This is a genomic window from Micromonospora sp. NPDC005206 (genome assembly GCF_040608175.1).
Lineage (GTDB): Bacteria > Actinomycetota > Actinomycetes > Mycobacteriales > Micromonosporaceae > Micromonospora.
In genome coordinates, this window is the sequence record NZ_JBEXHU010000018.1 from 20,860 (window position 1) to 44,510 (window position 23,651).

The 23,651-nt window shown below is 73.1% G+C and carries 18 protein-coding genes; 7 read left to right on the top strand and 11 right to left on the bottom strand.

Annotation, left to right across the window (positions count from 1 at the left end):
- Positions 1-34: 34 nt before the first annotated feature.
- The 7 genes from ABZU69_RS25890 to ftsY all read right to left on the bottom strand — a co-directional run bounded on the left by ABZU69_RS25890 (position 35) and on the right by ftsY (position 8,961).
- On the bottom strand, positions 35-691 hold the full coding sequence (locus tag ABZU69_RS25890; RefSeq protein WP_354966928.1) for a response regulator transcription factor: 657 nt from the start codon (positions 689-691) through the stop codon (positions 35-37).
- Positions 688-1,848, bottom strand: a complete 1,161-nt coding sequence (locus ABZU69_RS25895; protein WP_354966929.1) for a sensor histidine kinase — start codon at positions 1,846-1,848, stop codon at positions 688-690. Before ABZU69_RS25895 ends, ABZU69_RS25890 begins: the two co-directional genes overlap by 4 nt.
- Before the next feature lie 729 nt (positions 1,849-2,577).
- On the bottom strand, positions 2,578-4,908 hold the full coding sequence (locus ABZU69_RS25900) for a [protein-PII] uridylyltransferase (RefSeq protein WP_354966930.1): 2,331 nt from the start codon (positions 4,906-4,908) through the stop codon (positions 2,578-2,580).
- A gap of 16 nt (positions 4,909-4,924) precedes the next feature.
- Positions 4,925-5,263: a P-II family nitrogen regulator gene (locus ABZU69_RS25905; RefSeq protein ID WP_007456507.1), complete on the bottom strand. Its 339-nt coding sequence runs from the start codon at positions 5,261-5,263 to the stop codon at positions 4,925-4,927.
- A gap of 25 nt (positions 5,264-5,288) precedes the next feature.
- Positions 5,289-6,701 (bottom strand): ammonium transporter, encoded by a 1,413-nt coding sequence (locus tag ABZU69_RS25910; protein ID WP_354966931.1) that lies wholly within the window; start codon positions 6,699-6,701, stop codon positions 5,289-5,291.
- 178 nt (positions 6,702-6,879) lie between these two features.
- The gene (locus tag ABZU69_RS25915; protein ID WP_172898993.1) at positions 6,880-7,743 is read right to left on the bottom strand and encodes an aminoglycoside phosphotransferase family protein; all 864 of its coding nucleotides are present in this window, start codon (positions 7,741-7,743) and stop codon (positions 6,880-6,882) included.
- Between the two features lie 6 nt (positions 7,744-7,749).
- The gene (gene ftsY, locus ABZU69_RS25920; protein WP_354966932.1) at positions 7,750-8,961 is read right to left on the bottom strand and encodes a signal recognition particle-docking protein FtsY; all 1,212 of its coding nucleotides are present in this window, start codon (positions 8,959-8,961) and stop codon (positions 7,750-7,752) included.
- Positions 8,962-9,043: 82 nt separating this feature from the next.
- On the opposite strand from ftsY, the gene ABZU69_RS25925 reads away from it, so the two are divergent.
- The 5 genes from ABZU69_RS25925 to ABZU69_RS25945 all read left to right on the top strand — a co-directional run bounded on the left by ABZU69_RS25925 (position 9,044) and on the right by ABZU69_RS25945 (position 14,063).
- Positions 9,044-10,756 (top strand): alkaline phosphatase D family protein, encoded by a 1,713-nt coding sequence (locus ABZU69_RS25925; protein WP_354966933.1) that lies wholly within the window; start codon positions 9,044-9,046, stop codon positions 10,754-10,756.
- Between the two features lie 26 nt (positions 10,757-10,782).
- Positions 10,783-11,226, top strand: coding sequence for a MarR family transcriptional regulator (locus ABZU69_RS25930; RefSeq protein WP_354966934.1), 444 nt, complete (start codon positions 10,783-10,785; stop codon positions 11,224-11,226).
- Between the two features lie 145 nt (positions 11,227-11,371).
- Positions 11,372-12,991 carry an MDR family MFS transporter gene (locus ABZU69_RS25935; protein ID WP_354966935.1) on the top strand — a complete coding sequence of 540 codons (1,620 nt, stop codon included), beginning with the start codon at positions 11,372-11,374 and terminating at the stop codon, positions 12,989-12,991.
- 11 nt (positions 12,992-13,002) lie between these two features.
- Complete coding sequence (locus tag ABZU69_RS25940; protein ID WP_354966936.1) at positions 13,003-13,497, top strand: universal stress protein; 495 nt, start codon at positions 13,003-13,005, stop codon at positions 13,495-13,497.
- Between the two features lie 44 nt (positions 13,498-13,541).
- Positions 13,542-14,063: a DinB family protein gene (locus tag ABZU69_RS25945; RefSeq protein WP_354966937.1), complete on the top strand. Its 522-nt coding sequence runs from the start codon at positions 13,542-13,544 to the stop codon at positions 14,061-14,063.
- 7 nt (positions 14,064-14,070) lie between these two features.
- Here the strand turns inward: ABZU69_RS25945 and ABZU69_RS25950 are convergent, their stop codons facing one another.
- The 3 genes from ABZU69_RS25950 to ABZU69_RS25960 all read right to left on the bottom strand — a co-directional run bounded on the left by ABZU69_RS25950 (position 14,071) and on the right by ABZU69_RS25960 (position 18,868).
- On the bottom strand, positions 14,071-14,691 hold the full coding sequence (locus ABZU69_RS25950) for an HAD-IA family hydrolase (RefSeq protein ID WP_354966938.1): 621 nt from the start codon (positions 14,689-14,691) through the stop codon (positions 14,071-14,073).
- Positions 14,691-18,305 (bottom strand): chromosome segregation protein SMC, encoded by a 3,615-nt coding sequence (smc, locus tag ABZU69_RS25955; protein WP_354966939.1) that lies wholly within the window; start codon positions 18,303-18,305, stop codon positions 14,691-14,693. Before smc ends, ABZU69_RS25950 begins: the two co-directional genes overlap by 1 nt.
- A gap of 368 nt (positions 18,306-18,673) precedes the next feature.
- Positions 18,674-18,868, bottom strand: coding sequence for a hypothetical protein (locus ABZU69_RS25960; protein WP_007456482.1), 195 nt, complete (start codon positions 18,866-18,868; stop codon positions 18,674-18,676).
- A gap of 390 nt (positions 18,869-19,258) precedes the next feature.
- Here ABZU69_RS25960 and ABZU69_RS25965 point away from each other — a divergent pair, with 390 nt between their 5' ends.
- Together ABZU69_RS25965 and ABZU69_RS25970 are read left to right on the top strand one after the other, a co-directional pair.
- Positions 19,259-20,359, top strand: coding sequence for a CAP domain-containing protein (locus ABZU69_RS25965; protein ID WP_354967062.1), 1,101 nt, complete (start codon positions 19,259-19,261; stop codon positions 20,357-20,359).
- 117 nt (positions 20,360-20,476) lie between these two features.
- Complete coding sequence (locus ABZU69_RS25970) at positions 20,477-21,319, top strand: endo alpha-1,4 polygalactosaminidase (protein WP_354966940.1); 843 nt, start codon at positions 20,477-20,479, stop codon at positions 21,317-21,319.
- A gap of 71 nt (positions 21,320-21,390) precedes the next feature.
- On the opposite strand, the gene ABZU69_RS25975 is transcribed toward ABZU69_RS25970, so the two are convergent.
- Positions 21,391-23,610 carry an MMPL family transporter gene (locus ABZU69_RS25975; protein WP_354966941.1) on the bottom strand — a complete coding sequence of 740 codons (2,220 nt, stop codon included), beginning with the start codon at positions 23,608-23,610 and terminating at the stop codon, positions 21,391-21,393.
- Positions 23,611-23,651: the final 41 nt, after the last annotated feature.

Genomic DNA, 23,651 nt, shown 5'->3' on the forward strand with positions numbered 1-23,651 from the left:
TCCCGGCCGCCCCGCCGCGCCCGGCCGCCGCCGTTTATCCGGACACCAACCCCGACTGGTACGCGAAGACGACGAGCTGCGCCCGGTCCCGAGCGCCCAGCTTGCCCATCGCCCTGCTGACGTGGGTACGCGCGGTCGCCGGGCTGACCACCAGCCGGGCGGCGATCTCCTCGTTGTTCAGCCCCTCACCGACCAGGCCGACCACCTGGCGCTCCCGGTCGGTGAGCGCGTCGAGCCGCGGGTGCGGGCGGGGCGCCCGGGACGGGCGGGTGGCGAACTCCCGCACCACCCGCCGGGTCACCGACGGCGACAGCAGCGCCTCCCCCTCGGCGACCAGCCGGACAGCCCGCAGCAGCTCGGCCGGCCGGGTGTCCTTGGTGAGGAACCCGCTCGCCCCGTACCGCAGCGCGTCGAAGACGTACTCGTCCAGCTCGAAGGTGGTGAGCACCACGACCCGTGTGCCGACCAGGTCGGGGTCGGCGACGATCCGACGGGTGGCCTCGATCCCGTCGATGCCCGGCATCCGGATGTCCATCAACACCACGTCCGGCCGTTCCCGGCGGGCCAGCTCCACCGCCCGCAGTCCGTCGGCCGCCTCACCGGCGAGCGCCAGGTCGTCCTCGCTCTCCACCAGCGCGCGCAGCCCGAGCCGGACCAGGTCCTGGTCGTCGGCGATCAGCACCCGGATCACGCGGACGGCTCCACCGGCAGCCGGGCGTACACCCGGAAACCGCCGTCGGGGCGCGGCCCGACGAGCAGCCGCCCACCGAGCGCGTCGACCCGCTCCCGCATCCCGGCCAGACCGTGCCCGCCGTCGCCGGCGGGATCCAACACGTCGCCGGCCGCGCCCGCGCCCCGGTCGGTGACCTCGACGGTCAACTCGTCGACGCGGTAGCCGACCGTCACGTCCGCGTTGGCCACCCCGGCGTGGCGCAGGACGTTGGTCAACGCCTCCTGCACCACCCGGTACGCGGCCAGGTCCACCGGGTTCGGCAGCTCCCGGGGATCACCGACCACCCGCAGCTCGACGGCGAGACCAGCCCCGGCGAGCCGGTCGCGCAGCGCCGGGAGTCGGGCCAGGCCGGGCACCGGCCCACGCTCCGCGCCCCGCCGCACGGCCCCCAGAGTGACCCGCAGCTCGTCGAGTGCCTCCCGGCTGGTCCGGCTGATCGCGGTCAGCGCGGTCTCCGCCTGCTCCGGCCGTTTCGGCAGCAGGTGCAGGGCGATCTCCGCCTGCATGCTGATCGCGGCCAGCCCGTGCCCCACCACGTCATGCACCTCCTGAGCGATGCGCAGCCGCTCCTCGTCGGCCTGTCGCCGGGCCTGCTCGGCGCGGCTGCGAGCCTGCTCGGCACGACTGCGGGCCGTCGCCTCGCGGTTGACCCGCACCACCGTCCCCGCCGCGAACGGTACGACCGCCCACGCCGACGCGGGCAGCACCGCGGCCCAGCCCGGAGCCGGACCCCGGGACCAAAAGACGTGTGTCAGCAGCAGCACGAACGCGCCGCCGGTGGCAAGCGCCGCAAGCCGCACCGGCAGTCGCGCCGCCACGGTGTACACCGCGATCAGGAAAGTGAGCAGAATCGGACCGTACGGGTAGCCGAGCACGAGGTACGCCGTGGTTGCCACGGTGACCACGGCCAGGGTGGCGACCGGGGCGCGGCGTCGGGCCAGCAGGGCCAGCGCGGCGACCGCGATCAGCACCCGGCAGGCGGCGTCCACCGGCCTCGACCCCGGCTGGTTGTTCCCGGCCAGGCCGGTCGCGAGCAGCGCGAATCCGAGCAGCACCAGGGCGAGCGCCGCGTCAACGGCCGTCTCCTGCCACCCTCGCTGCCCGCTCCCTCGCATGGCCGTCATTCTGCCCGCGCCGAAGCCGCCCGGCGTGCGTCCACGAGCGGCACCGCAGCTACGCCCCCGGACGTACCCGCCGCCCCAGGGCCCCCGCCCCTGTCCGCCTCGCCGCACGCCGCCCTGCCACACGCCGCCCTGCCCCAAAAGCCCTGCCACACGCCGCTCTGCCGCACGCCGCTCTGCCGCTCCCGCCCGCTGCCGGTGGCCGCGCCACCCGCCGGCCCGCGCCTCTCACCGGCCGCCGTTCCCCGGCACACCCCCAGAAGGCACACCCCCGGACGGCGCCCTTCCGGACAGGGCCCTTCCGGACAAGGCCCCCTCCGGACGGCGCCACAGCGCTCCCGCTGGGCGGTGAGACCCGCCGGACGGCTCGAGCGCGCCCGGGCCGGCGGCGGACACCTCCGCGAGCGTTATACCTCTGAGGCATAAATATGACTCTGAGGTATAACGCTTGTGAGCGAGATGGGCTGGCACGAGGGTTGGGCCGCCGAAGACGCAGGCGCGCGTGGCAGCCGGACAGCGGCGGCGGCCGCGGTACCGACAGCAGGGACCACGTCCGGTGGGCGGCGTCCCCCCGCCCGGGGGTGTGCTGGGCCTAGCAGAGCAATGAGGTGCCGCGTCGGCTAGGCGGACGCCGCAGCGCCGGGCGTCGGACGGCGCAGCGCCGCGCGTCGGACAGCGCAGCGCGGGCACCGGCCGGGGCTTCGGGGCGGATCCGATCGCGGGTCAGACGGCGGCAAGGACTGCGGTCTCCAGGCGGGCTCGGGTGGCGTCGTCCGGCCAGCCGCCGACCAGGTAGAAGGCGTCGACCACGTCGGCGCCGAGGGTGGAGATGCGGGCCGCGCGGACCAGGGCACCCGCCTCGTCGAGCGCACAGGTGACGCGGTAGAGCAGCCCGGCGGCGTCGGCGGCGCGCAGTTCCAGCAGCACCGCGTCGGTGGCCGCCTCGCGGTGCCAAACCACCCGGGGGGCCGCGCCGCCGCCCCGGGCGGCGAGCGCACGGCCGCGCAGCCGCTGGGTGACCGACACGTCGCCGGATACCGCTCGCCGCAGGTCGGCGCGGAGCGGGACCGGGTCCGGCGGCAGGCCGTAGCGCGGCTGCACCCGGCACTCGACCAGGGCCCGGCCGTCGACCACGGAGGCGTCCGCGGAGATCACTTCCAACCGGTGCAGCGCCAGGCAGCCGGCCACCGTGGCGAGCAGGCCGCGCCGGTCCGCCGCCGCCACCGCTACTCGGTCCCCGGTCAGGTGGACGACCGGCAGGGGCCCGGCCAGCAGCGCCGGGTCGGGGGTCGGCGGCTCGGGCAGCACGCCGGTGTCCAGCGCGGTGCGGACCCGGGCGACCAGTTCGGCGACCAGCCGGCCCTTCCAGTCCGACCAGGCCGCCGGTCCGGTGGCCGCCGCGTCCGCCCGGACCAGCGCGTGCAGCAGGTCGAGTGTGCCGGTGTCGCCGACCGCCTCGGCCACCGATGCGATGGTCACCGGGTCGGCCAGGTCCCGGCGGGTGGCCACGTCGGGCAGCAGCAGGTGCAGCCGGACCAGCGTGCCGATCAGCTCGACCTCGCCGGTGGGCAGGCCGATCCGGGTCGCCACCGCCTCGGCCAGCGGCACACCGACCGTGCTGTGATCTCCGGGCAACCCCTTGCCGATGTCGTGCAGCAGGGCGCCGAGGAGCAGCAGGTCCGGACGGTCCACCTCGCGGGAGTGTCGGCTGGCCTCGTGCGCGGTCTGCACCAGGTGCCGGTCGAGGGTGTACCGGTGCACGGGGTTGTGCTGGGGCAGGCTGCGCAGCCGGGCCCACTCGGGAAGCCAGCCGTCGACCAGCCCGTACCGGTCACAGGTCTCCCAGGCCGGCACCAGGCCGGGACCGGCGCCGAGCAGGGTGGTCAGCGCGGCCCGGGCCCCGGCCGGCCAGGGCGCGGGCAGCGGCGGACAGTACGCCGCCAGCCACTCGCAGGTGGCGCGGGCTATCGGCAGCCGAGTGGCGGCCGCGGCGGCGGCCACCCGCAGTGACAGGCTCGGGTCGGGGCGTGCTCCGATCGCCGTGCGGGCGAGCACCAGTTCGCCGTCGTGCTCCACCACGTCCCGGGCCACCGGTCGGCGCACCGGGCGTCCGTTCCCGCCCCGGGAGCGGCCGGAGCGCAGCCGGTCGGCGGCGCGGAAGGCGTCGTCCAGGGCGTGGCTGACCGTGCGCGCGTCCCCGGCGACCCGGCGCAGGAGGGCATCGCCGTCCTCTACGACGGCTCCAGGGCGCCGCGCGGCGTCAGACGCGCCGAGCTGGAGTTGTCGGAGGCCGAGGAGCGTGGCCACCCCGTCACGCTCCTGGGCGACCAGCCGGTCGACCCGGCGGCCGACCTGCTGGTGCAGGGCGTCCCGGGTGTCCAGCAGGCGCAGGTGTGCGGCGCGCACGGCGGGACGTAGTGCGTCGGTGATCCCCGCGGCGGAGATCGCCCGCAGCAGCCCCACGTCGCGCAGCCCGCCGGCGGCCTCCTTGAGGTCGCCCTCCAACAGGAAGGCCAGCTCGCCGTGGGCCTGCCAGCGGGCGGCGGTGACCTCCCGCAGGCCGGGCAGCTGGCGGACGGCGGTCCGCCGCCAGTGGTCGGCGGCGGTACGGACCAGCGCGTCGGCCAGGGCGCGGTCGCCGGCCACCAGCCGGGCATCGAGCAACCCGAGGGCGACCTTGACGTCGTCCCGGGCCACCGAGAGCGCCTCGGCGACGGTCCGCACCGAGTGGTCCAGCCGCAGGCCGGCGTCCCAGATCGGGTACCAGACCGCGGCGGCCAGCTCGTCCGTGCCGGGTACACCGGCGTGCAGCAGCACCAGGTCGAGGTCACCGTACGGGGCGCACTGCCGCCGGCCCAGCCCACCGACAGCGAGCAGCGCCACGCCCGCACGCGCGGGCAGCAAACCCCGCAGGAAGTCGTCGTACGCTGCCGCCCGGGCCAGCCGGGCCGGCTCGCCGATCCCCCCGGGTAGACCGACGACCTCGTTGATCAAGCGGCCCGCGTCGCCGTCGCCGGCGTGCCCTGACGCGTTCCCCTTGATCAACGAGGTCATGTCGGTCGTGGCCCGGTCAGAGCGCGTCGAGGCCGCGTTCGCCGGTACGAACCCGGACGACCTCCTCGACACCGGTGACCCAGACCTTGCCGTCGCCGATCTTGCCCGTGCGGGCTGCACCGACGATGGCGTCCACGATCTTTTCCACGTCGATCTCGTCGGTGAGCACCTCGACCCGGATCTTGGGCAGGAACTCGACCGTGTACTCGGCACCCCGGTAGACCTCGGTGTGCCCCTTCTGCCGCCCGTACCCCTGAACCTCGCTGACGGTCAGCCCGGCCACCCCGAGGGCGTGCAGAGCCTCCTTCACCGCGTCCAGCTGGTACGGCTTGATGACCGCGGTCACCAGCTTCATGTCCAACCCCTCCATCCCAGGAACGTTAACCGGCGACCTTCTCGCTGACCGGCTCGGCGGGATCCGCCTCCGGCTTGGCACCGCTCGTCACGCCGCCACCGGGGGTGCCGATGCCGGCCATCGCGAACGCGCTGCCCGTGCCGCCGCCCGCCGGGGACAGGTCGTAGCTGCTCTCGGCGTGCTCGGCGATGTCGATCCCCTCGACCTCAGCCTCGGCCCGCACCCGGAAGCCGATCGTCTTCTCGATGACGAAGGCGAGCACCCAGGCGATGCCGAACGACCAGACCGAGACGATCAGGCCGGCGAGCGCCTGCCGTCCGAGCTGGGTGACGCCGCCGCCGTAGAAAAGGCCGTCGGAGGCGCCCACCACGTCACTGATCGCGGCGTTGACCGAGTTGGTGGCGAAGAGGCCGAGCCAGAGCGAGCCGATCCAGCCGCCGACGAAGTGCACGCCGACCACGTCGAGGGAGTCGTCGTAGCCGAACCGGTACTTGAGACTGACGGCGAGCGCGCACACCACCCCGGCGACGATGCCGAGCAGAACGGCCGCCCAGGGGGCGATGAACCCGCAGGCCGGGGTGATGGCGACCAGGCCGGCGACGGCGCCGGACGAGGCGCCGACCATGGTCGGCTTCCGGTCCTTGATCCATTCGACCGCGATCCAACCGAGCACGGCGGCCGCCGTGGCGAGCTGGGTGTTGATGAAGGCGAGGCCGGCGACCGAGTCGACGGTCAGCTCCGAGCCGGCGTTGAACCCGAACCACCCGAACCACAGCAGGCCGGCACCGAGCGCGACCAGGGGAATGTTGTGCGGCTTCATGCCCTCGCGCGGCCAGCCGAGCCGCTTGCCGAGCACCAGAGCCACGGCCAGGGCCGCCGCGCCGGCGTTGATGTGCACCGCGGTGCCACCGGCGAAGTCCAGCGCGTGGATGTCGCCGCCGATGATCCCGCCGCCCCAGACCCAGTGGGCGACCGGGAAGTAGACCAGGGTGGCCCAGCCGAAGGCGAACAGCAGCCAGCCGGCGAACTTGGCCCGGTCGGCGATGGCACCGCTGATCAGCGCGACGGTGATCACCGCGAAGACCATCTGGAAGGCCATGAACACGTAGAGCGGAACCCCGATGCCGCTCGGGTTCTCCGCCGTGGCGCCCCACAGGTCGGTCTCGGCGAGGAAGGTCTTGGTGCCGAGGTACGCGCCCGGGTCGCCCCAGAAACCGTTCACGTCGGTCCCGAAGGCGACGCTGAAGCCGTAGAACCACCACAGAACAGAGATGAGCCCGATGGCGGAGAAGCTCATCATCATCATGTTGAGCACGCCCTTGGCCCGGTTGAGCCCGCCGTAGAACAGCGCCAGTCCCGGGGTCATGAGCAGCACGAGCGCGGTCGAAACCAGCAGCCAAACGGTATTGCCGCCGTCGATCGTGGGTGCTTCAGGCACGCTGGCCTCCTAAAGGTGAAGTTCCCTCCTTCGCGGCTTTCCGGGGCAGCGTCGCCCGTCGGCCGGTTGGGCGGAAGCTTCGCGGCCGGCTGTTTCACCCATGGTCCCGTGCCGGTTTCCGTTTCGTGACGGGTTGTTTCGTACGTGTCACGAACTTCGCACGGTCAGCGGAATGCGCTCAACGGAGGGCGTTCTCCAGGGCGTGCCGCTCGTAGTCGAGCAGCCGCAGATCGCGCATCGGCCGGCGCAGGTGCCCCTTGTGCACGATCCGGACGAACGCCGGCTCCCCGGCGGCGGCCATCCGACGGATTCCCTCGACGTGATCCACGATCCGCTTGCGGATGGTCCGGATCAGCCGGTGCCGGTCCCGGGGGATCAGCCCGTACGCGTCGGCGAAGAGCCGCAGCCGGCGCGGCCGGTCCGGGCGCTTCCAGCCGAGGGTGATCGAATCCCGGTCCGCGAAGATCGGCACCCAGGTCCAGGCCGCGTACGCCACGTCGTAGATCCGGGAGCCTGGCGACGCCAGATCGAAGTCGATCAGCCCGAGCGTGCCGTCCGGCCGCCAGATCACGTTGTGCGGCGCCGCGTCGTGGTGGCAGATCACCTCCGTGTCCGGTGGCGGCGGCCCGAACGAGCGCCAGACCGCCCCGGGCGGCGGGGTGAAGCCGTACTGCGCGTCGTGGAACATCCGCAGCATGGTGGCCACGGTGACCAGCGCCTCGTCGGTCACCCAGTGCGGGGCGAGCGGGTACTCCCCGCACTCCCCCTCCAGGTACGACAGCACCTCGCGGTTGCGCTCGTCCATGCCCAGGGCCCGGGGTGCGCCGGTGAACCCGACGTACTCCAGGTGCCTCAGCAGGGCGTGCACGGACGGGGTCCAGGGCCCGGCGTTGCGGCGGACCGTGTCACCGACCCGGACCACGGTGCTCACGTTGCCGCCGTGCAGCGGGATCTCCTGCGAAGTCACGTACGGTCTCCCGAGGCGCTGCGAGGGGTGGCCGGGGTCGCGCCAGCCCGCGTACGCGCGATCGTCAGTGGTCACCCGAGACTACGCGTCCCGTCCGGCGGCCTCGGTGCCCAACAGCGCGTCGACGAACTGCGCCGGGTCGAACGGGGCCAGATCGTCCTTGCCCTCACCGAGGCCGACGAGCTTCACCGGGATGCCCAGCTTGCGCTGCACGGCGATCACGATGCCGCCCTTCGCGGTGCCGTCGAGCTTGGTCAGGACCACGCCCGTCACGTTGACCACCTCGGTGAAGACCCGGGCCTGCTCCAGACCGTTCTGCCCTGTTGTGGCGTCCAGGATGAGCAGTGTCTCATCGATCGGGCCCTGTTTCTCCACCACCCGCTTGACCTTGCCCAGCTCGTCCATCAGGCCGACCTTGTTCTGCAGCCGGCCGGCGGTGTCGATGAGCACGGTGTCCACGCCGGTGTCGATGCCGCGCTTGACCGCGTCGAAGGCGACGCTGGCCGGGTCCGCGGCCTCCGGGCCGCGGACGGTCTCCGCCCCGACCCGTGACCCCCAGGTCTCCAGCTGGTCGGCGGCGGCGGCCCGGAAGGTGTCCGCCGCGCCGAGCAGGACGCTGCGGCCGTCGGCCACCAGCACCCGGGCGATCTTGCCGCAGGTGGTGGTCTTGCCGGCGCCGTTGACGCCGACGACCAGCAGCACCGCCGGGACGCCGTCTTTCGGGGCGGTGCGCAGCGACCGGTCCAGGCTCGGGTCGAGGGCGTTGACCAACTCGGCGGCGAGCAGTGCGCGCAGCTCGGAGGCCGAGCGGGTGCCCAGCACCCGGGTGCGCTCGCGCAGCCGGTCGACGATGTCGCGGGTGGCGTCGACGCCGACGTCGGCGGTGATCAGGCTGTCCTCGATCTCCTCCCAGACGTCCTCGTCGAGGTGGTCGCGGGCGAGCAGGCCGAGCAGCCCCTTGCCGAAGACGTTCTGCGAGCGGGACAGCCGCGAGCGGAGCCGGACCAGCCGCCCGGCGGTCGGCTCGGGCACCTCGACGGTCGGCGCGGGCACCTCGACGGTCGGCGCGGGCACCTCGAGCACCGGTGGCGGCTCGACCAGGACACCGGTGGACAGATCGGACTCCGGCGCCTCGACCGGCGGGCCGGCGAGATCCTCCTCGGCCCGGGTGTCGACCTCGGTGCGCGGCAGTGGGGGCTCGGGCCGCCGCCGCAATCGCGGCACGACCAGCCCGACTGTGCCGGCGATCAGCACACCGAGCAGGACCAGAGCGAGGACGAGATATTCGGCCATGCCGGAATCCTGTCAGATGCCGGGCGCGGCGTCCCAGCCACCGCACCCCGGCCGGTGCGGGAACCGGCGGTAGGCTCGCCGCATGCCCGCCGCCCACCTCCTCATCGGCCCCCTTCTGCGGCGAGTGGTGGACACCCGGGCGACCATCTGGGTGGAGACGGCGGCGCCCGCCGTGGTCACCGTCCGCACCGCGGACGGCGCCACCGGCACCGAAGCCACCTTCTCGGCGTACGACCATCACTACGCGCTCGTGGTGGTGCAGGGGCTCACCCCGGACAGCGCGACCACGTACGAGGTGCTGGTCGACGACGAGGTGGTCTGGCCGGTGCCGAGCAGCGGCTTCCCGCCGAGTGTGATCCGCACCCGGGCGGCCGACGACCGGGACCAGCCGGTGAGCCTGCTCTTCGGCTCATGCCGGGAAACCACCCAGCACGCCACCACGCGCAAGCTCCCGCCGGACGCGCTGGACGCGTACGCCCGGCGGTTGATGGCCGACCCCGAGGCGAACGCGCTGCCGGACCTGCTGGTGCTGCTCGGCGACCAGGTCTACGCCGACGTCACGTCGCCGACGGTGCGCCGGTTGCTGCGTCGGCGCCGGCGGCGACCGAAGGGCGCCCCGGCCGACCAGGTGGTGAGCTTCGACGAGTACACCAAGCTCTACCTGGAGTCCTGGCGGGATCCGGAGATCCGCTGGCTGCTCTCCACCGTGCCGAGCGTGATGATCTTCGACGACCACGAGATCATCGACGACTGGAACACCTCGGCGTCCTGGCGGGCCGAGGTCCGCGAGCAGCCGTGGTGGTCCGAGCGGATCGGCAGCGGTCTCGCCTCCTACTGGGTCTACCAGCACCTGGGCAACCTCTCCCCGGACGACATCGCCGCCGACCCGGTGTTCGCGAAGGTCACCGCCGCGGAGGACGCCACCGGCGTGCTGCGCGAGTTCGGCCACCGGGTCGACCAGGAGTCCGACCTGGCGCACGACACCGAGCGTTGGCGTGCGGTGCAGTACCAGTGGAGTTACGCGCTGGACCTGGGCCGGACCCGGCTGGTGATGCTGGACAACCGGTGCAGTCGGGTGCTCGAGCGGGGCAACCGGGCGATGCTGCCGCCGGGTGAGTGGGCCTGGTTCCTCGACCAGGCGCACGGGGTTTACGACCACCTGGTGGTCGGCGCCTCGCTGCCCTGGCTGCTGCCGCAGGGCATCCACCATGTCGAGGCGTGGAACGAGAGGCTCGCCGACTCACGCCGGCCCTGGGTGGCGCGCGGGGCGGAGAAGCTGCGCCGGGCACTGGACCTGGAGCACTGGGCTGCCTTCCGCCGCTCCTTCGAGGCGCTCGCGGAAACCTTCGCCCGGATCGGCACCGGCACCCCGAGCCGGTCCGGCGCGCGGGTCGGCGCAGGCCCGGCGTACGCCCCGCCGGCGTCGATCAGCGTGCTGTCCGGGGACGTGCACCACTCGTACGTGGCCCAGGCCCGGTTCGCCGACCCGGCGGTGGTGACCCCGGTGCACCAGCTCACCTGTTCGCCGATCCACAACCAGGTGCCGGCCGGTATCCGTCCGCTGATGCGGCTCGCCTGGTCGGCCGGCCCGGCGGGGGCGACCCGGGCGTTGGCCCGCTCGGCGGGTGTCCGCCGCCCGGGGGTGCGCTGGCGCAAGCTGGCCGGCCCCTACTTCGGCAACGCGGTGTCCACCCTGACCCACCGGGGGCGCGCGGCTGAGGTGACCGTCGAGGGCACCACGAAGGATGGGCGGCTACGCCCGGTGATGCGCCACCGGCTCTCCGGCAACGGCTGAGCTGACCCCGCCGTAGTCTCTACGCCGTGGACGACGAGCACCTGCCGAAGCCGATCCGGGCGGTCGAGCACGAACTGACGGCCCTGCTGCGTCGTGGCCGGGCGGTCTCCTGGGAGATCGCCCGGGAGGTGCACCCGAACCTCGAACCGAACACCTACGGCCTGCTGCTCTGGCTGCGCCGCAGTGGCTCGATCCGGTTGACCGAGCTGGCGGGGCGGCTGGGGGTGGGCAAGGGGACGTTGAGCCGGCAGATCAACGGGCTGGAAGCGCTCGGCCTGGTCAACCGCGACCCCGATCCCAGCGATCGGCGGGCCGCGCAGATCAGCCTCACCGAGGAGGGTCAGCGGCGGTTCGACGTCGCCCGGTCCGCCCGGCTGGGCGAATTCCTGCGCGCCCTGGACGGCTGGCCGGCCCGGGACGTCGAGGAGTTCGCCCGGCTGCTCGGCCGGTTCAACGACTCCTGGGTCTGACCGGCGGCGGCGGGGAATGCCGGCGCGGTCCGACGAGTTGTTGCTTGAGGCAACCAACCCCTACGGTTGCTTCAAGCAACTTCTGAGCGGCAGCGGCCTCACCGGCCCCGCCGCTCCACCTCGACTCCACGCGGAGGCAGCAACGATGAGCCAGGCGACAGCGCCCACCCGGGCGACCGGCGTCGACATGACCCACCGACAGATCCTGGAGGCCCTCTCCGGTCTGCTGCTGGGCATGTTCGTCGCGATCCTCTCCTCCACGGTCGTCTCGAACGCGCTGCCGCGGATCATCACCGAGCTGCACGGCGGCCAGTCCGCGTACACCTGGGTGGTCACCTCGGCCCTGCTCGCGACCACCGCGACCACCCCCATCTGGGGCAAGCTCGCCGACCTGACCAGCAAGAAGCTCCTGGTCCAGCTCTCCCTGGGGATCTACGTGCTGGGCTCGGTGCTGGCCGGCGCCGCGCAGGGCACCAGTGAGCTGATCGCCTGCCGGGTGCTCCAGGGCATCGGCGCCGGCGGCCTCACCGCGCTGGCCCAGGTGATCATGGCGACCATGATCGCGCCGCGCGAGCGGGGACGCTACAGCGGCTACCTCGGCGCCGTGTTGGCCGTCGGCACCATCGGCGGCCCGCTGATCGGCGGCGTGATCGTCGACACCTCGTGGCTGGGCTGGCGCTGGTGCTTCTACGTTGGGGTGCCCTTCGCCATCGCCGCGCTGGTCGTGCTCCAGAAGACCCTGCACCTGCCGGTGGTGAAGCGGAAGGCGCAGATCGACTGGTGGGGCGCCACGCTGATCACCGCGGCCGTCTCGTTGCTGCTGATCTGGGTCTCGCTCGCCGGTAACCAGTTCGACTGGACCTCCTGGCAGTCCGCCGCCATGGTGATCGGCGCGCTGGTGCTCGGCGCGTTGGCGATCCGGGTGGAGACCCGGGCCGCCGAGCCGATGATCCCGCCGCGCCTGTTCCACAACCGCACCATCACCCTGGCCGTCGTCGCGAGCATCGCGGTCGGCGTGGGCATGTTCGGCGCCTCGGTCTTCCTCGGCCAGTACTTCCAGATCAGCCGCGGCCAGAGCCCGACGATGTCCGGCCTCATGACCCTGCCGATGATCCTCGGCCTACTGGTCGCGTCGACGCTGAGCGGTCGGATCATCACCAAGACCGGCCGCTGGAAGCGGTTCCTGGTGATCGGTACGGCGCTGCTCACAGTCGGCTTCGCGCTGATGGGCACGCTCCGGGCCGACACGAGCTTCACCCTGCTCAGCATCTACATGGCGCTGGTCGGCATCGGCCTCGGCATGACCATGCAGAACCTGGTCCTCGCCGTGCAGAACACCGTCGGCACGCACGAGCTCGGCGCGGCCAGCTCGATGGTGGCGTTCTTCCGCAGCCTGGGCGGCGCGATCGGCGTCTCCGCGCTCGGCGCGGTGCTCGGCCACAAGGTCACCGGCTACACGTCCGAGGGCCTGGCCCGGCTCGGCATCTCCGCGTCCAGCTCGGGCGGCGGTGGCGTCCTTCCCGACGTGCACACCCTGCCCGGCCCGATCCGGGCGGTGGTGGAGAGCGCGTACGGCCACGGCGCTGGCGACATCTTCGTGGCCGCTGCCCCCTTCGCGCTGATCGCGCTGATCGCTGTGAGCTTCATCAAGGAGGTGCCGCTGCGGCAGCACACCGGCTCTCCGGTCGGCGCCGAAGTCGAGCAAGAATCAACCATCGGGGCCGGCGCTGATGCCGCCGTCGTCCGTACCGGCGAGCAGAGGTGAGGTAGACAGCCATGAGCGTGGGAGCGCCTGACCGCGAGGACTACGGGCCCCGGACCCGCCCGTTGCCCTTCGAGCGAGGCACGGACGGACCCCGGGTGATCATGGTGGGTGTGGACGGCACCCGCACCTCCGAGCGGGCCGGCTCCTACGCCGCCGGCCTGGCCCGCCGGCAGGGCGCCGCGCTGGTGGTGCTCTTCGTCAGCTCGGCGAGCGGACTGACCGCCCTGGTGCCGGGGATGGACGCGGGCGCGGTGCAGCGCACCCACGACGAGTTGGCCGACGAACTGCGCCGGGAGTGCCGGCGCGGCGCCGAGGAGCTCGGCCTGCCGGTGACCTTCCTGTGCCGGCGGGGCGACGCGTACGGCGAACTGTGCGCGGCGGCCGACGAGTTCCAGGCCGACATGGTGGTGGTCGGCGCTTCCGAGCAGGCGGGTCACCGGCTGGTCGGCTCGGTCGCCACCCGCCTGGTTCGCACCGGCCGCTGGCCCGTCGTCGTGGTGCCCTGATAACCCGTCGCGTTGTGTCAGGTCCGCCGGGCAGGATGCGCGGCATGACGTGGATCGCACCGGAGATCACCCGGACACCTGAACCGTACGTCGGCGACGAGCGCACCATGCTCGACGGCTGGCTCGACTACCACCGACAGACGCTGCTGCTCAAATGCGCCGGGCTGACCGAGGCCCAGCTGCGCACGCCGAGCGTGGAGCCGTCCGGGCTGACCCTGCTCGGCCTGGTCCGGCACCTGGCCGAGGTGGAGGCCTGGTGGTTCCGGGAGAACTTCGCCGGCGAGCCGGTCGACTACCCGTACTTCACCCCGGAGACGCCGGACGCCGACCACGACGTCAGCGCCGCCGACGCCGAGGCCGACTTCGCCACCTTCCATCGGGAGGTGGCGCTGGCCCGGGAGGCTGCCTTCGGCCACTCGCTCGACGAGACCTTCACGGAGGTCGGCGCGAAGAAGCGCACCTTCAACCTGCGCTGGGTCTATGTGCACATGATCGAGGAGTACGCCCGGCACAACGGTCACGCCGACCTGATTCGCGAGCGTATCGACGGCGTCACCGGCGAGTGAGGGCCGCTCAATAGTTCAGCGCCGCCCGCAGGTAGCGCAGGTCGGCGTGGCCGCCCCAGCGGTGTGCCGACAGGCCGGCGGCCCTGGCGCCCCGGATTGCCCAGTCCTCGTCGTCGACGAAGAGCACCCGGGCCGGCGGGGTGGCCAGTGCCACGCAGGCGGCCTGGAAGTACTCCGGGGCCGGCTTGTGCACCCCGAGCGTCGAGGAGTTCACCACCACGTCCAGCTCGCCGGTCAGGCCGAGCGTGGCCAGGTCGGCGTCGAGCAGGTCGGTGGCGTTGGTGGCCAGGCCGACCTTGATCCCTGCTGCGCGCACCTCCCGGACGAAGTCGAGCACCTCGGTGTCCACCTCGCCCCGGTAGCGCTGCCACTGCTCCACCGCCGCCCGGGCCCGGTCCGGGTCGCCGGCCGGCTCGGCCAGCGCGTCCGCCACGCTTCCCACCCAGTCGGCGTGGCTGACCTGGCCGGTGAGCACAGGCTGGAGCCGGCCCCACCGCATGGCGATCTCGGTGAGCACCCCGTCGGCGAGGCCGTACTCCCGCTCCACCCCGGCGGCCACCGCCGGGTCGAACCGGCGCAGTACGCCGTCCAGATCCAGCAGGAGCGCCGTCGCGCGTTCCCGAGCCACTACCCGTTCTCCTCGCCGCGGCTGTGCCGCTGGTCGTCCTCGTCGGCCCGGTTGAGCCGTTGGCTGATCACCTGGGTGACACCGCTGCGCATGGTCACTCCGTAGAGCGCGTCGGCGATCTCCATCGTCCGCTTCTGGTGCGTGATGACGATCAGCTGACTCTTCTCCCGCAACTGTGCCAGCAGCGTGATCAGCCGGCCCAGGTTCACGTCGTCCAGGGCGGCTTCCACCTCGTCCATGATGTAGAACGGGCTGGGCCGGGCGCGGAAGATCGCCACCAGCATGGCCACCGCGGTCAGCGACCGCTCGCCACCGGAGAGCAGCGACAGCCGCTTGATCTTCTTGCCCGGCGGGCGGGCCTCCACCTCGACGCCGGTGGTGAGCAGGTCCTCGGGGTCGGTGAGAATCAGCCGACCCTCACCGCCGGGGAAGAGCACGGTGAACACCTGCTCGAACTCCCGCGCGGTGTCCTCGAACGCGCTGGCGAAGACCTCCAGGATCCGCTCGTCCACGTCCTTGACCACGGTGAGCAGGTCCCGCCGGGTGGCCTTGAGGTCCTCCAGCTGCTCGGAGAGGAACTTGAAACGCTCCTCCAGCGCGGCGAACTCCTCCAGCGCGAGCGGGTTGACCTTGCCGAGCAGGGCCAGTTCGCGTTCGGCCTTGGCGGCCCGCTTCTCCTGCACCGGCCGCTCGTAGCGGACCGGCTCGGGCACCGGGAGCCCGTCGCGTTCGGCCGCCGCGACGTCGACCTGGGTGGGCGGTACGGGTTGGGTGGGCCCGTACTCGGCGACCAGGGTCTCCACGTCCAACCCGAAGTCCTCGGCCGCCTTCGCCTCCAACTGCTCGATGCGCAGCCGCTGCTCGGCGCGGGCCACCTCGTCCCGGTGCACCTGGCTGGTCAGCCGCTCCAGTTCCGCGCCGAACCGCTTGGCGGCTCCGCGTACCTCCTGGAGCTCCGCCTCGCGGGCGGCGCGTTCCCGGGCCACCGCGTCGCGGTGCTCCTCCGCGGCCGCGATCGAGGTGGTGAGCCGGGTGAGCGCCTCCCGGGCGCCGGCGGCGACGGCCCGGGCGATGCCCGCGCCCCGGGTGCGGGCGGCCCGCCGGGCCGCGGCGCGTTCCCGGGCGGCCCGCTCCGCGGTGGCCTGCCGGGCCAGCGAGTCGGCCCGGCCGGCGATCGAGGAGACCCGCTCCTCGGCGGTACGCACCGCGAGCCGGACCTCCATCTCGTTCTGCCGGGCCTGCGGCACCATCGCGGCGAGCTGGTCCCGCTCCTCGGCGGAGGGCTCGGCGTCGACCGGGGTCTCCTCGGCCAGCCGAAGCCGCTCCTCCAGCTCGGCGAGCGTGGCGAGGTCCCGCTGCCGGGCGGCCTCGGCACGGGCCCGGGACTCGCCGAGGCGGTCGGTCTCCGCCTTCGCCGAGCGGGCCGCCGCACCCAGCTCGGCCAGTCTGCGGGCGGCGGCGTTCCGGTGGCTCTCCGCTTCGCGCTTCTCGGCGGCGGCGTGCTGCACGGCCTCCTTGGCGACGGCCACCTCGGCACGTGCCTCGCCAAGCTGGTCGCGCAGCTCCGCGCCGGTCTGCTCGGCGGCGAGCCGGTTGCTGCGAGCCTCCTCGACGGCCGCCTGCACCTCGATGTAGCTGGGCGCCTTGGCCGACCCGCCGGCCGCCGCGTACGCCCCGACGACGTCCCCGTCCGGGGTGACCGCGCGCAGCTCGGGATTGCCGGCGACCAGGTCGGCCGCGGCGGCCAGATCATCGACGAGCACCACGTCGCGCAGTGCCCGGTGCACCGCGGGGCGCAGCTCGGCGGCGCATTCCACCAGGTCGGGAGCCCATCGAGCGCCGTCGGGCACCTTTGGACGCAGCGCGTCGGCGGAACCGGTCATGCCCGGCCCCGCCGGGCTGCCCACCAGCAGGCCGGCCCGGCCGGCGTCGGAGATCTTGAGCAGCCGCATCGCCTCGACGGCCTCGTCCACCCCGCTGACCGCGACCGCGTCGGCGAGGCCGCCGAGCGCGGCGGCCAACGCGGCCTCGTGTCCCGGGGCGACGGTGAGCAGCCCGGCGAGGCTGCCGAGCAGGCCGGGGACGTCGCCGGCCCGGGCGAGCAGCGCGCCCGCCCCGTCCTTGCGTCGCAGGCCAAGGGAGAGCGCCTCCTCCCGGGCCTTCCAGGTGGCCGCGTCCTTCTCCGCCGCCCGCTCGGCGTCGGCCAGCGACCGGACGGTGGCCTGCGCCCGCTCCTGCCCGGCGACCGCCTCGGCGTGCCGGGCGTCCAGGTCGGCGTTGTCCCGGTCCGCCTCGGTGGACTGCGCGGAGACCGCGTCCAGGTCGGCCTGCGCCGCCTCGGCACGGCTCATCGCGTCGGCGTGCGCGACGGCGAGCCGTTCGATCTCCTCGCCGGCGCTGGTGGTCCGGGCCTGGGCCGAGTTGACCTGGCCGGTGAGCCGGGCCATCCCTTCGCGCCGGTCGGCGATGGCCTTGGCGGCGACGACCAGCTCCCGTTCGGCGGCGGCGAGCTGACGCTCCAGCTCCTGGCGGTGCTCCACGGCCTCGGCCAGCCGGATCTGGTCGTCGGTGAGCGCCGCGCGCAGCTCCTCCTCCTGCTCGCGGACCCGCTCGGCCTCGGCCTCCAGCTGGTCCGGGTCGCGGCCGGGCCGCTCGTCGTCGCCGGTGGCGCTCAGGTGCCGCAGCCGTTCGCGGGCGAGCTGTTCGATCGACCGGAAGCGTTCTTGGAGGGCGGACAGCTTGTACCAGGTGTCCTGGGCGGCGGCGAGCAGCGGCGCGTCCTCGGCCAGCGCGGCCTCCAGCTCACCGAGCCGGCCCTGCACCTCGGCGTGCTCGGCCTCGACCTGCTCGCGCCGCTCCCGCAGCGCGGTCTCGTCGGCGATCTCCCGGTCGAGGGTGGTCCGCAGGGTGGCCAGGTCGTCGGCGAGCAGCCGCAGCCGGGCGTCGCGCAGGTTCGCCTGGATGGCGGCGGCCCGCCGGGCCACCTCCGCCTGCCGGCCCAGCGGCTTGAGCTGGCGGCGCAGCTCGGCCGTGAGGTCGGTGAGCCGGTTGAGATTCACCTGCATCGCGTCGAGCTTGCGCAGCGCCTTTTCCTTGCGCTTGCGGTGCTTGAGGACGCCGGCCGCCTCCTCGATGAACGCCCGGCGGTCCTCCGGCTTGGCGTGCAGCATGCCGTCGAGCCGGCCCTGGCCGACGATGATGTGCATCTCCCGGCCGATGCCGGAGTCGGAGAGCAGCTCCTGGATGTCCAGCAACCGGCACGAGTTGCCGTTGATCTCGTACTCGCTCTCGCCGGAGCGGAACATCCGGCGGGTGATGGAGACCTCGGTGTACTCGATCGGCAGCGCGCCGTCGGTGTTGTCGATGGTGAGGGTGACCTCGGCGCGACCCAGCGGCGCCCGGCCGGCGGTGCCGGCGAAGATGACGTCCTCCATCTTGCCGCCGCGTAGCGCCTTGGCGCCCTGCTCGCCGAGCACCCAGGCGATGGCGTCGACGACGTTGGACTTGCCGGAGCCGTTCGGGCCCACCACGCAGGTGATCCCGGGCTCCAGCTTCAACGTCGTGGCGGAGGCGAAGGACTTGAAGCCCTTCACCGTCAGGCTCTTGAGATACACCTTCTCGATCCTTGTCCGGTGGCCGCCGTACCGTCGCCGGCTGCGCGGACCTGGTGAACCCGCAGACTAACCCGGTGGCGGGAGCGGTCGGGCACGCGACCCGCCCCGAAGCGCGCCGGTCGGAAGCGCGGGACGCGAGTGCGAGCCGCCGGCGCTGTTGTTCGAGAGGCGGCGAGAAAGACAAACACCGTTCATGATCGGTACGCCGTCCGACGCGTTTCCGGAAACAACTGGCGCGGTTCCAGCGCCGCCCGAGACAAGATCATAAATAGCCGACCGGGAAAGGGGCCGGACAGCGTTGCGCGCCGGCACAGAGGTGTCGGCGCGCATTTTTGCGATGGTGCGATTCAGTTTTCCGACCCCGGAGATCAGGTCAGCGCCGGCTCGGCCAGACGAAGCAGGTCGTCCGCCTCCGCCGCAGCCGCCGCGAGCCGATCGTTGTCGGCGCGCAGACGCGTGATCTCGAACTCCAGTGCCTGAACCCTGGCACGCAGTCGGGTGACCTCGTCGAGCAGACGCCGGTCGGGCGCTGCACCTACGTGGCCGTAGAGGGCCTTCGCCATGCTGACTCCTTGATATGCGCTGCCGGAAAGGCCGGCCAACGCGCGCCCATTCATACGCGACTGTCATTCCAGCTGTATCTGGGCATGACCGGGCGCGACTGGCGACACCTATATATTGAGCCGCAAACCCCCCTTCGTCAAGTTCTCGCAGGCCGTAGATCATCTCTACGTCGACCTGTCCACTTGTCGGGGGGCTGCCTCAAGGCACGGACACTCTCTGTCCGGACACCTTTACTGTACGCCCGAATTCCGGGAAGTCCGCACCTTGGCGTCCGACTTCCCCTTAACTCTTCCTTAGCCACGTTGCCGCAGGTAGTGGGCGGGTCGTAGCGTCACTCCGGCCCGCAACCGACCCCGTGGAGGCAGTGCGTGTACGGCTGGACCGACCCGATGGACCCGAACGGCGCCCCCCGGCGCGCCGAGCGGCCGACCGACGAGCCGGACTGGCTGAGGGACCGCCCGGAACCCCGCTCGGCCTACCTGTTCGGTGACGACGACCCTGACCAGCCCGGCGACGAGTGGCACCGCCCGCAGCCCACCGCCCGTTGGCAGCAGGAACCGGCGGCCCCCGCCGAGCCCGCCGACGGCCCGACCGCCGCCTGGCCCGCGTACGAGCCCGCCTACCGGCAGGACGACGAGGCGACCGGCGACTGGCGCGGCAACACCCCCGCCGAGGAGACCACCGGCGGCTGGCCGACCGACACGACCGGTGCGGGCCGTTCCAGCGAGGGCCGGCACCGCTCCCAGCGGCGCTGGCGCCGCCCCCTGGTGATCGGCGGCGCCGCCGCGGCGGCCACCCTCGTGGTGAGCCTCGGCGTCGGCGCGCTCGCCCTGCCCGGCGGAGGCGGCACGGCCAGCGAGCCGACCGCCGTCGACGACACCCTCGCCGCCGCCCCGGCGGTGCCGACCGAGGAGCCGGTGGGCGACAACCTGGTCGCGCCCTCCCCGACCACCGCGCCCAGTTCCGCCCGGCCGAGCCCGACACCTAGCAAGGTCGTCAAGCCCAGCCCGGCGTCGTCGCGCGCCACCGCCGCCTCGCGGCGCAGCACCCCGCGCACCAGCGCGCCGAGCAGCACCACCGGCACGGGCTCCGGCGGCAGCGGCACCGTCAGCGCCCAGGCCCGCGAGGTGGTCGACCTGGTCAACGCCGAACGGGCCAAGGCCGGCTGCAAGGCGCTGAGCATCGACGACAAGCTGATGACCGCCGCCCAGCGGCACAGCCAGGACCAGGCCGATCACAAGAACATGTCGCACACCGGCAGCGACGGCAGCAACGCCGGAGTCCGGCTCGACCGGGTGGGCTACGCCTGGCGCACCTACGGCGAGAACGTGGCGTGGAACCAGAAGACCCCGGCCGCCGTGATGGACGCCTGGATGAACAGCTCCGGCCACCGGGCGAACATCCTGAACTGCGCGTTCACCGAAATCGGCGTCGGCATCGCCAACAGCAACGGACCGTACTGGACGCAGGTCTTCGCGGCGCCGCGCTGACCGCGCGTCGTCCCCGCCCCCGCGCTCGTTTGACCCGGTGAGGTACGCCGGGCCGGAGCGTGGGGGCGGCGTACCGGTGAGGGCGGCGACGGGCCGCCCGGGACCCGGGAGCTGCCGATGCGGATCCGGCCGCGGCGACGCGCCGTCTTATGCCCGCTGCGCCGAATCGCGGCGGCCTGCGTCGCCCTCGTCCTGCTGGTCCCGGCGTACGGCTGCCGGGCCGAGTTCACCCCGCCCGGGGCGCCCACCCCCTGGCCGACCGACCAGGCCCGGCACTGGCAGTGGCAGTGGCAGCTCCACGGCCCGCTCGACCCGGCGGTGGACGCCGACGTCTTCCTGCTCGACCCGGTGGCCACCACCGCCGCCCAGACCGCCGAGCTGCGCTCCCGGAACCGCCGGCTGATCTGCCAGGTGCACATCGGCTCGGTCCGCTCGGACGACCCGGACGCCAGCCGGCTCCCGGCCGCCGTACAGGGCTCCACCGGCCGCCAACCCGGCAGCCGGTGGCTGGACGTCCGGCGGTGGGACGCGCTTGAGCCGGTGCTGGCCGACCGGTTCCGGCTCTGCCGGGGCAAGGGCTTCGGCGCGGTGGCGCTGGCCGACGCCGACGGGTACGCCCAGCGCAGCGGCTTCCCGCTCGACTTCGACGACCAACTGCTGTTCAACCGCCGGCTGGCCCGGCTGGCCCGGTCGCTGGACCTCTCCCCCGGGCTGGTCAACGACGTGCCACAGCTCGCCGCGCTGGCCCCGGACTTCGACTTCGCGGTCAACGAGGAATGCGTCCGGCTCGACCAGTGCGCCAAGCTGCTGCCCTTCGCCGACGCCGACAAACCGGTCTTCCATGTCGAGTACACCGGCTCGACCGACGACTTCTGCGTCACCACCGTCGGCTACGGCTTCGCGTCCATCCGCAAGGACCGGACCCTGAACGCCTGGCGAGAAGCCTGCCCCCTGCCCTGACGCAGCCCCGTCCGCGTCGATCCAGGGAGAATCGTCTGGATCGACGCGGACGGGGTGGGGTGCGGCAGGAGTCAGGACACCGGCACCAGCTCCGGGGCGGGGGCCGGTGGTTCGGTGGGGGTGGGCGCCGAGCGCGGGCGCAGGAAGCGTGGGGCCCACCAGTTGGCGTCGCCGAGCATGGTCATCAGCGCCGGCAGCACCACGCCCCGGATGATCGTGGCGTCCAGCAGGATCGCCGCCGCCAGGCCGATGCCGAGCTGCTTCATGTCGATCGTGCTCAGCGTGGCGAAGATGGAGAACACCCCGACCATCACGATCGCCGCACTGGTCACCACGCCGGCCGAGGACGTGATCCCGTACGCCACCGCGTCCCGGTTGGACATGCCCGCCCGAATGCCCTCGCGGATCCGGCTGACCACGAAGACGTGGTAGTCCATGGAGAGGCCGAAGAGCACCACGAAGAGGAACAGCGGCAGCCAGGACACGATCGCGCCCATCGAGGTGAAGCCGAGCGGCCCCGCCGCCCAGTCGCCCTGGAAGACCAGCACCAGCAGCCCGTACGCGGCGCCGGCGGAGAGCAGGTTCAACGCGATCGCGCTGGCCGCCACCACCACCGACCGGAAGGTGAGCACCATGACCAGGAAGGTGAGCACCAGGACGAAGCCCATCACCAGCGGCAGCTTGTCCCGGACGTGCTGCGCGTAGTCCTCGCTGTCGGCCACGCTGCCGCCGACCGCGTACTCGATGCCGGGGATGCCCCGCAGCTCGGCCGGGACCAGGTCCTCGCGCAGCTTCTCCAGCGACCGCACCGACCGGTCGTCACGGCTGGCATACGGGGTGGCCACGTCGAGCACCGAGACCCGCCGGTCGGCCGACACCTCGATCTTCGGGCCGTCGGCCTCGGTGGGGGCGAACAGCGGATCGCTGGCAGCCCGGGTGGCCAGGTCGGTGAGCGCCGCGCGGACCCGGTCGGCCTGCTCGGCCGGCGCCCGGACGGCCACAACGTGGTTGGTGCCGGTGCTCGGGAAGGCGGCGGTGAGGCGGTCGTACGCCTGCATTGCCGGGGTGGTGCGCGGCAGGTCCTCCATGCCGGGGAACTTCAGCTTCATGCCGAGTGCCGGCGCGGCGAGCGCGAGCAGCAACCCGACCGAGATGACCAGGGTCGGCACCGGGGCACGCAGCGCGGGCCGGAGCACCGCCGGCCAGAGCCGGGGCGAGCGGGGCTGGCCGTGCCGGCCGGCGCGTGGGGCGGTCAGTCGCCAGAGCAGCGGCACCCGGGGGCGGTCGACCCAACGACCGAGCTTGGCGAGCAGTGCGGGCAGCACGGTCAGCGAGCCGACCACCGCGACCGCGACGACCAGGATCGAGCCGACGGCCAGCGACGAGAAGACCACGTCGCCAGCGAGCAGCAGGCCGGCCATCGAGATGATCACTGCGAAGCCGGAGACCACCACGGCGTGCCCGGAGGTCTCCGCAGCGATCTCCACCGCGTCCAGCCCGGAGCGGCCCTTGGCGCGTTCCTCCCGCTCCCGCCGGACGTAGAACAGCGAGTAGTCGACCCCGACCGCCATGCCGATCAGCAGGATCACCGGGGCCGTGGTGTCGGTGGCCGGCACGAGGTGCGAGGCGAGAGTGGACAGACCCATCGCGGCGGCGACCGAGGAGAGCGCCAGCAGCACCGGCACGCTGGCCGCGATCAGTGCGCCGAACGCGACGATCAGGATCGCCAGCGTGACCGGCAGACTGAGCAGCTCGGCGCGCTTGAAGTCCTTGCCCAGGGTGTCGTCGAGGGCCTGCCCGATGGACGGGCCGCCGACCTGCTCGACGCGCAGCTGCGGGTGCGCCTCCTGGACGGTGGCGGTGGCGTCACGGAGCGGCTGCACCCGGTCGGACGCGGTACCCGGGTCGCCGGACATGGTGATCGGCAGCAGCAGCGCCGAGCCGTCCCGGGCGGTCACCGGCGGGCCGATCTCGGCGACGCCGGTGACCGTGCGCAGCCGGGCCGCCGCGTCGTCCGCCGCCACCTTCGCCGCCGCCGGGTCCAGCGCGCCGGCCCGCGACGTGATCAGGACGTTCTCCACGGCCGCGTCGTCGAAGGCGCCGGCATCCACGATCAGGCCGGCGCGCCCCGCCTCGCCGATCGCCTGGTCGCCGCTGGTGGCCTCGTTGAGGCCGGCGGCGTTGCCACCGAGGAAGCACACCGCCACGAAAACGGCCCACAGCGCTATCGCCCGCCACGGGTGCTCGGCGCTCCACCGCGCCATCCGCACCGTCACCGGTCTTGTCCCCATCTCGGGTCCCCCTGTCACGTCAACCCCCTGTCAACGGTGCT

Excerpts from the sequence above, each read along its gene's own strand:
- ABZU69_RS25935 (WP_354966935.1), top strand. The coding sequence starts at position 11,372 with ATGAGCCAGGCGACAGCGCCCACCCGGGCGACCGGCGTCGACATGACC.
- ABZU69_RS25965 (WP_354967062.1), top strand. The coding sequence starts at position 19,259 with ATGGACCCGAACGGCGCCCCCCGGCGCGCCGAGCGGCCGACCGACGAG.
- ABZU69_RS25925 (WP_354966933.1), top strand. The coding sequence starts at position 9,044 with ATGCCCGCCGCCCACCTCCTCATCGGCCCCCTTCTGCGGCGAGTGGTG.
- ABZU69_RS25895 (WP_354966929.1), bottom strand. The coding sequence starts at position 1,848 with ATGCGAGGGAGCGGGCAGCGAGGGTGGCAGGAGACGGCCGTTGACGCG.
- ftsY (WP_354966932.1), bottom strand. The coding sequence starts at position 8,961 with ATGGCCGAATATCTCGTCCTCGCTCTGGTCCTGCTCGGTGTGCTGATC.
- ABZU69_RS25900 (WP_354966930.1), bottom strand. The coding sequence starts at position 4,908 with ATGACCTCGTTGATCAAGGGGAACGCGTCAGGGCACGCCGGCGACGGC.
- ABZU69_RS25905 (WP_007456507.1), bottom strand. The coding sequence starts at position 5,263 with ATGAAGCTGGTGACCGCGGTCATCAAGCCGTACCAGCTGGACGCGGTG.
- ABZU69_RS25945 (WP_354966937.1), top strand. The coding sequence starts at position 13,542 with ATGACGTGGATCGCACCGGAGATCACCCGGACACCTGAACCGTACGTC.
- ABZU69_RS25970 (WP_354966940.1), top strand. The coding sequence starts at position 20,477 with ATGCGGATCCGGCCGCGGCGACGCGCCGTCTTATGCCCGCTGCGCCGA.
- ABZU69_RS25960 (WP_007456482.1), bottom strand. The coding sequence starts at position 18,868 with ATGGCGAAGGCCCTCTACGGCCACGTAGGTGCAGCGCCCGACCGGCGT.
- ABZU69_RS25940 (WP_354966936.1), top strand. The coding sequence starts at position 13,003 with ATGAGCGTGGGAGCGCCTGACCGCGAGGACTACGGGCCCCGGACCCGC.
- ABZU69_RS25975 (WP_354966941.1), bottom strand. The coding sequence starts at position 23,610 with ATGGGGACAAGACCGGTGACGGTGCGGATGGCGCGGTGGAGCGCCGAG.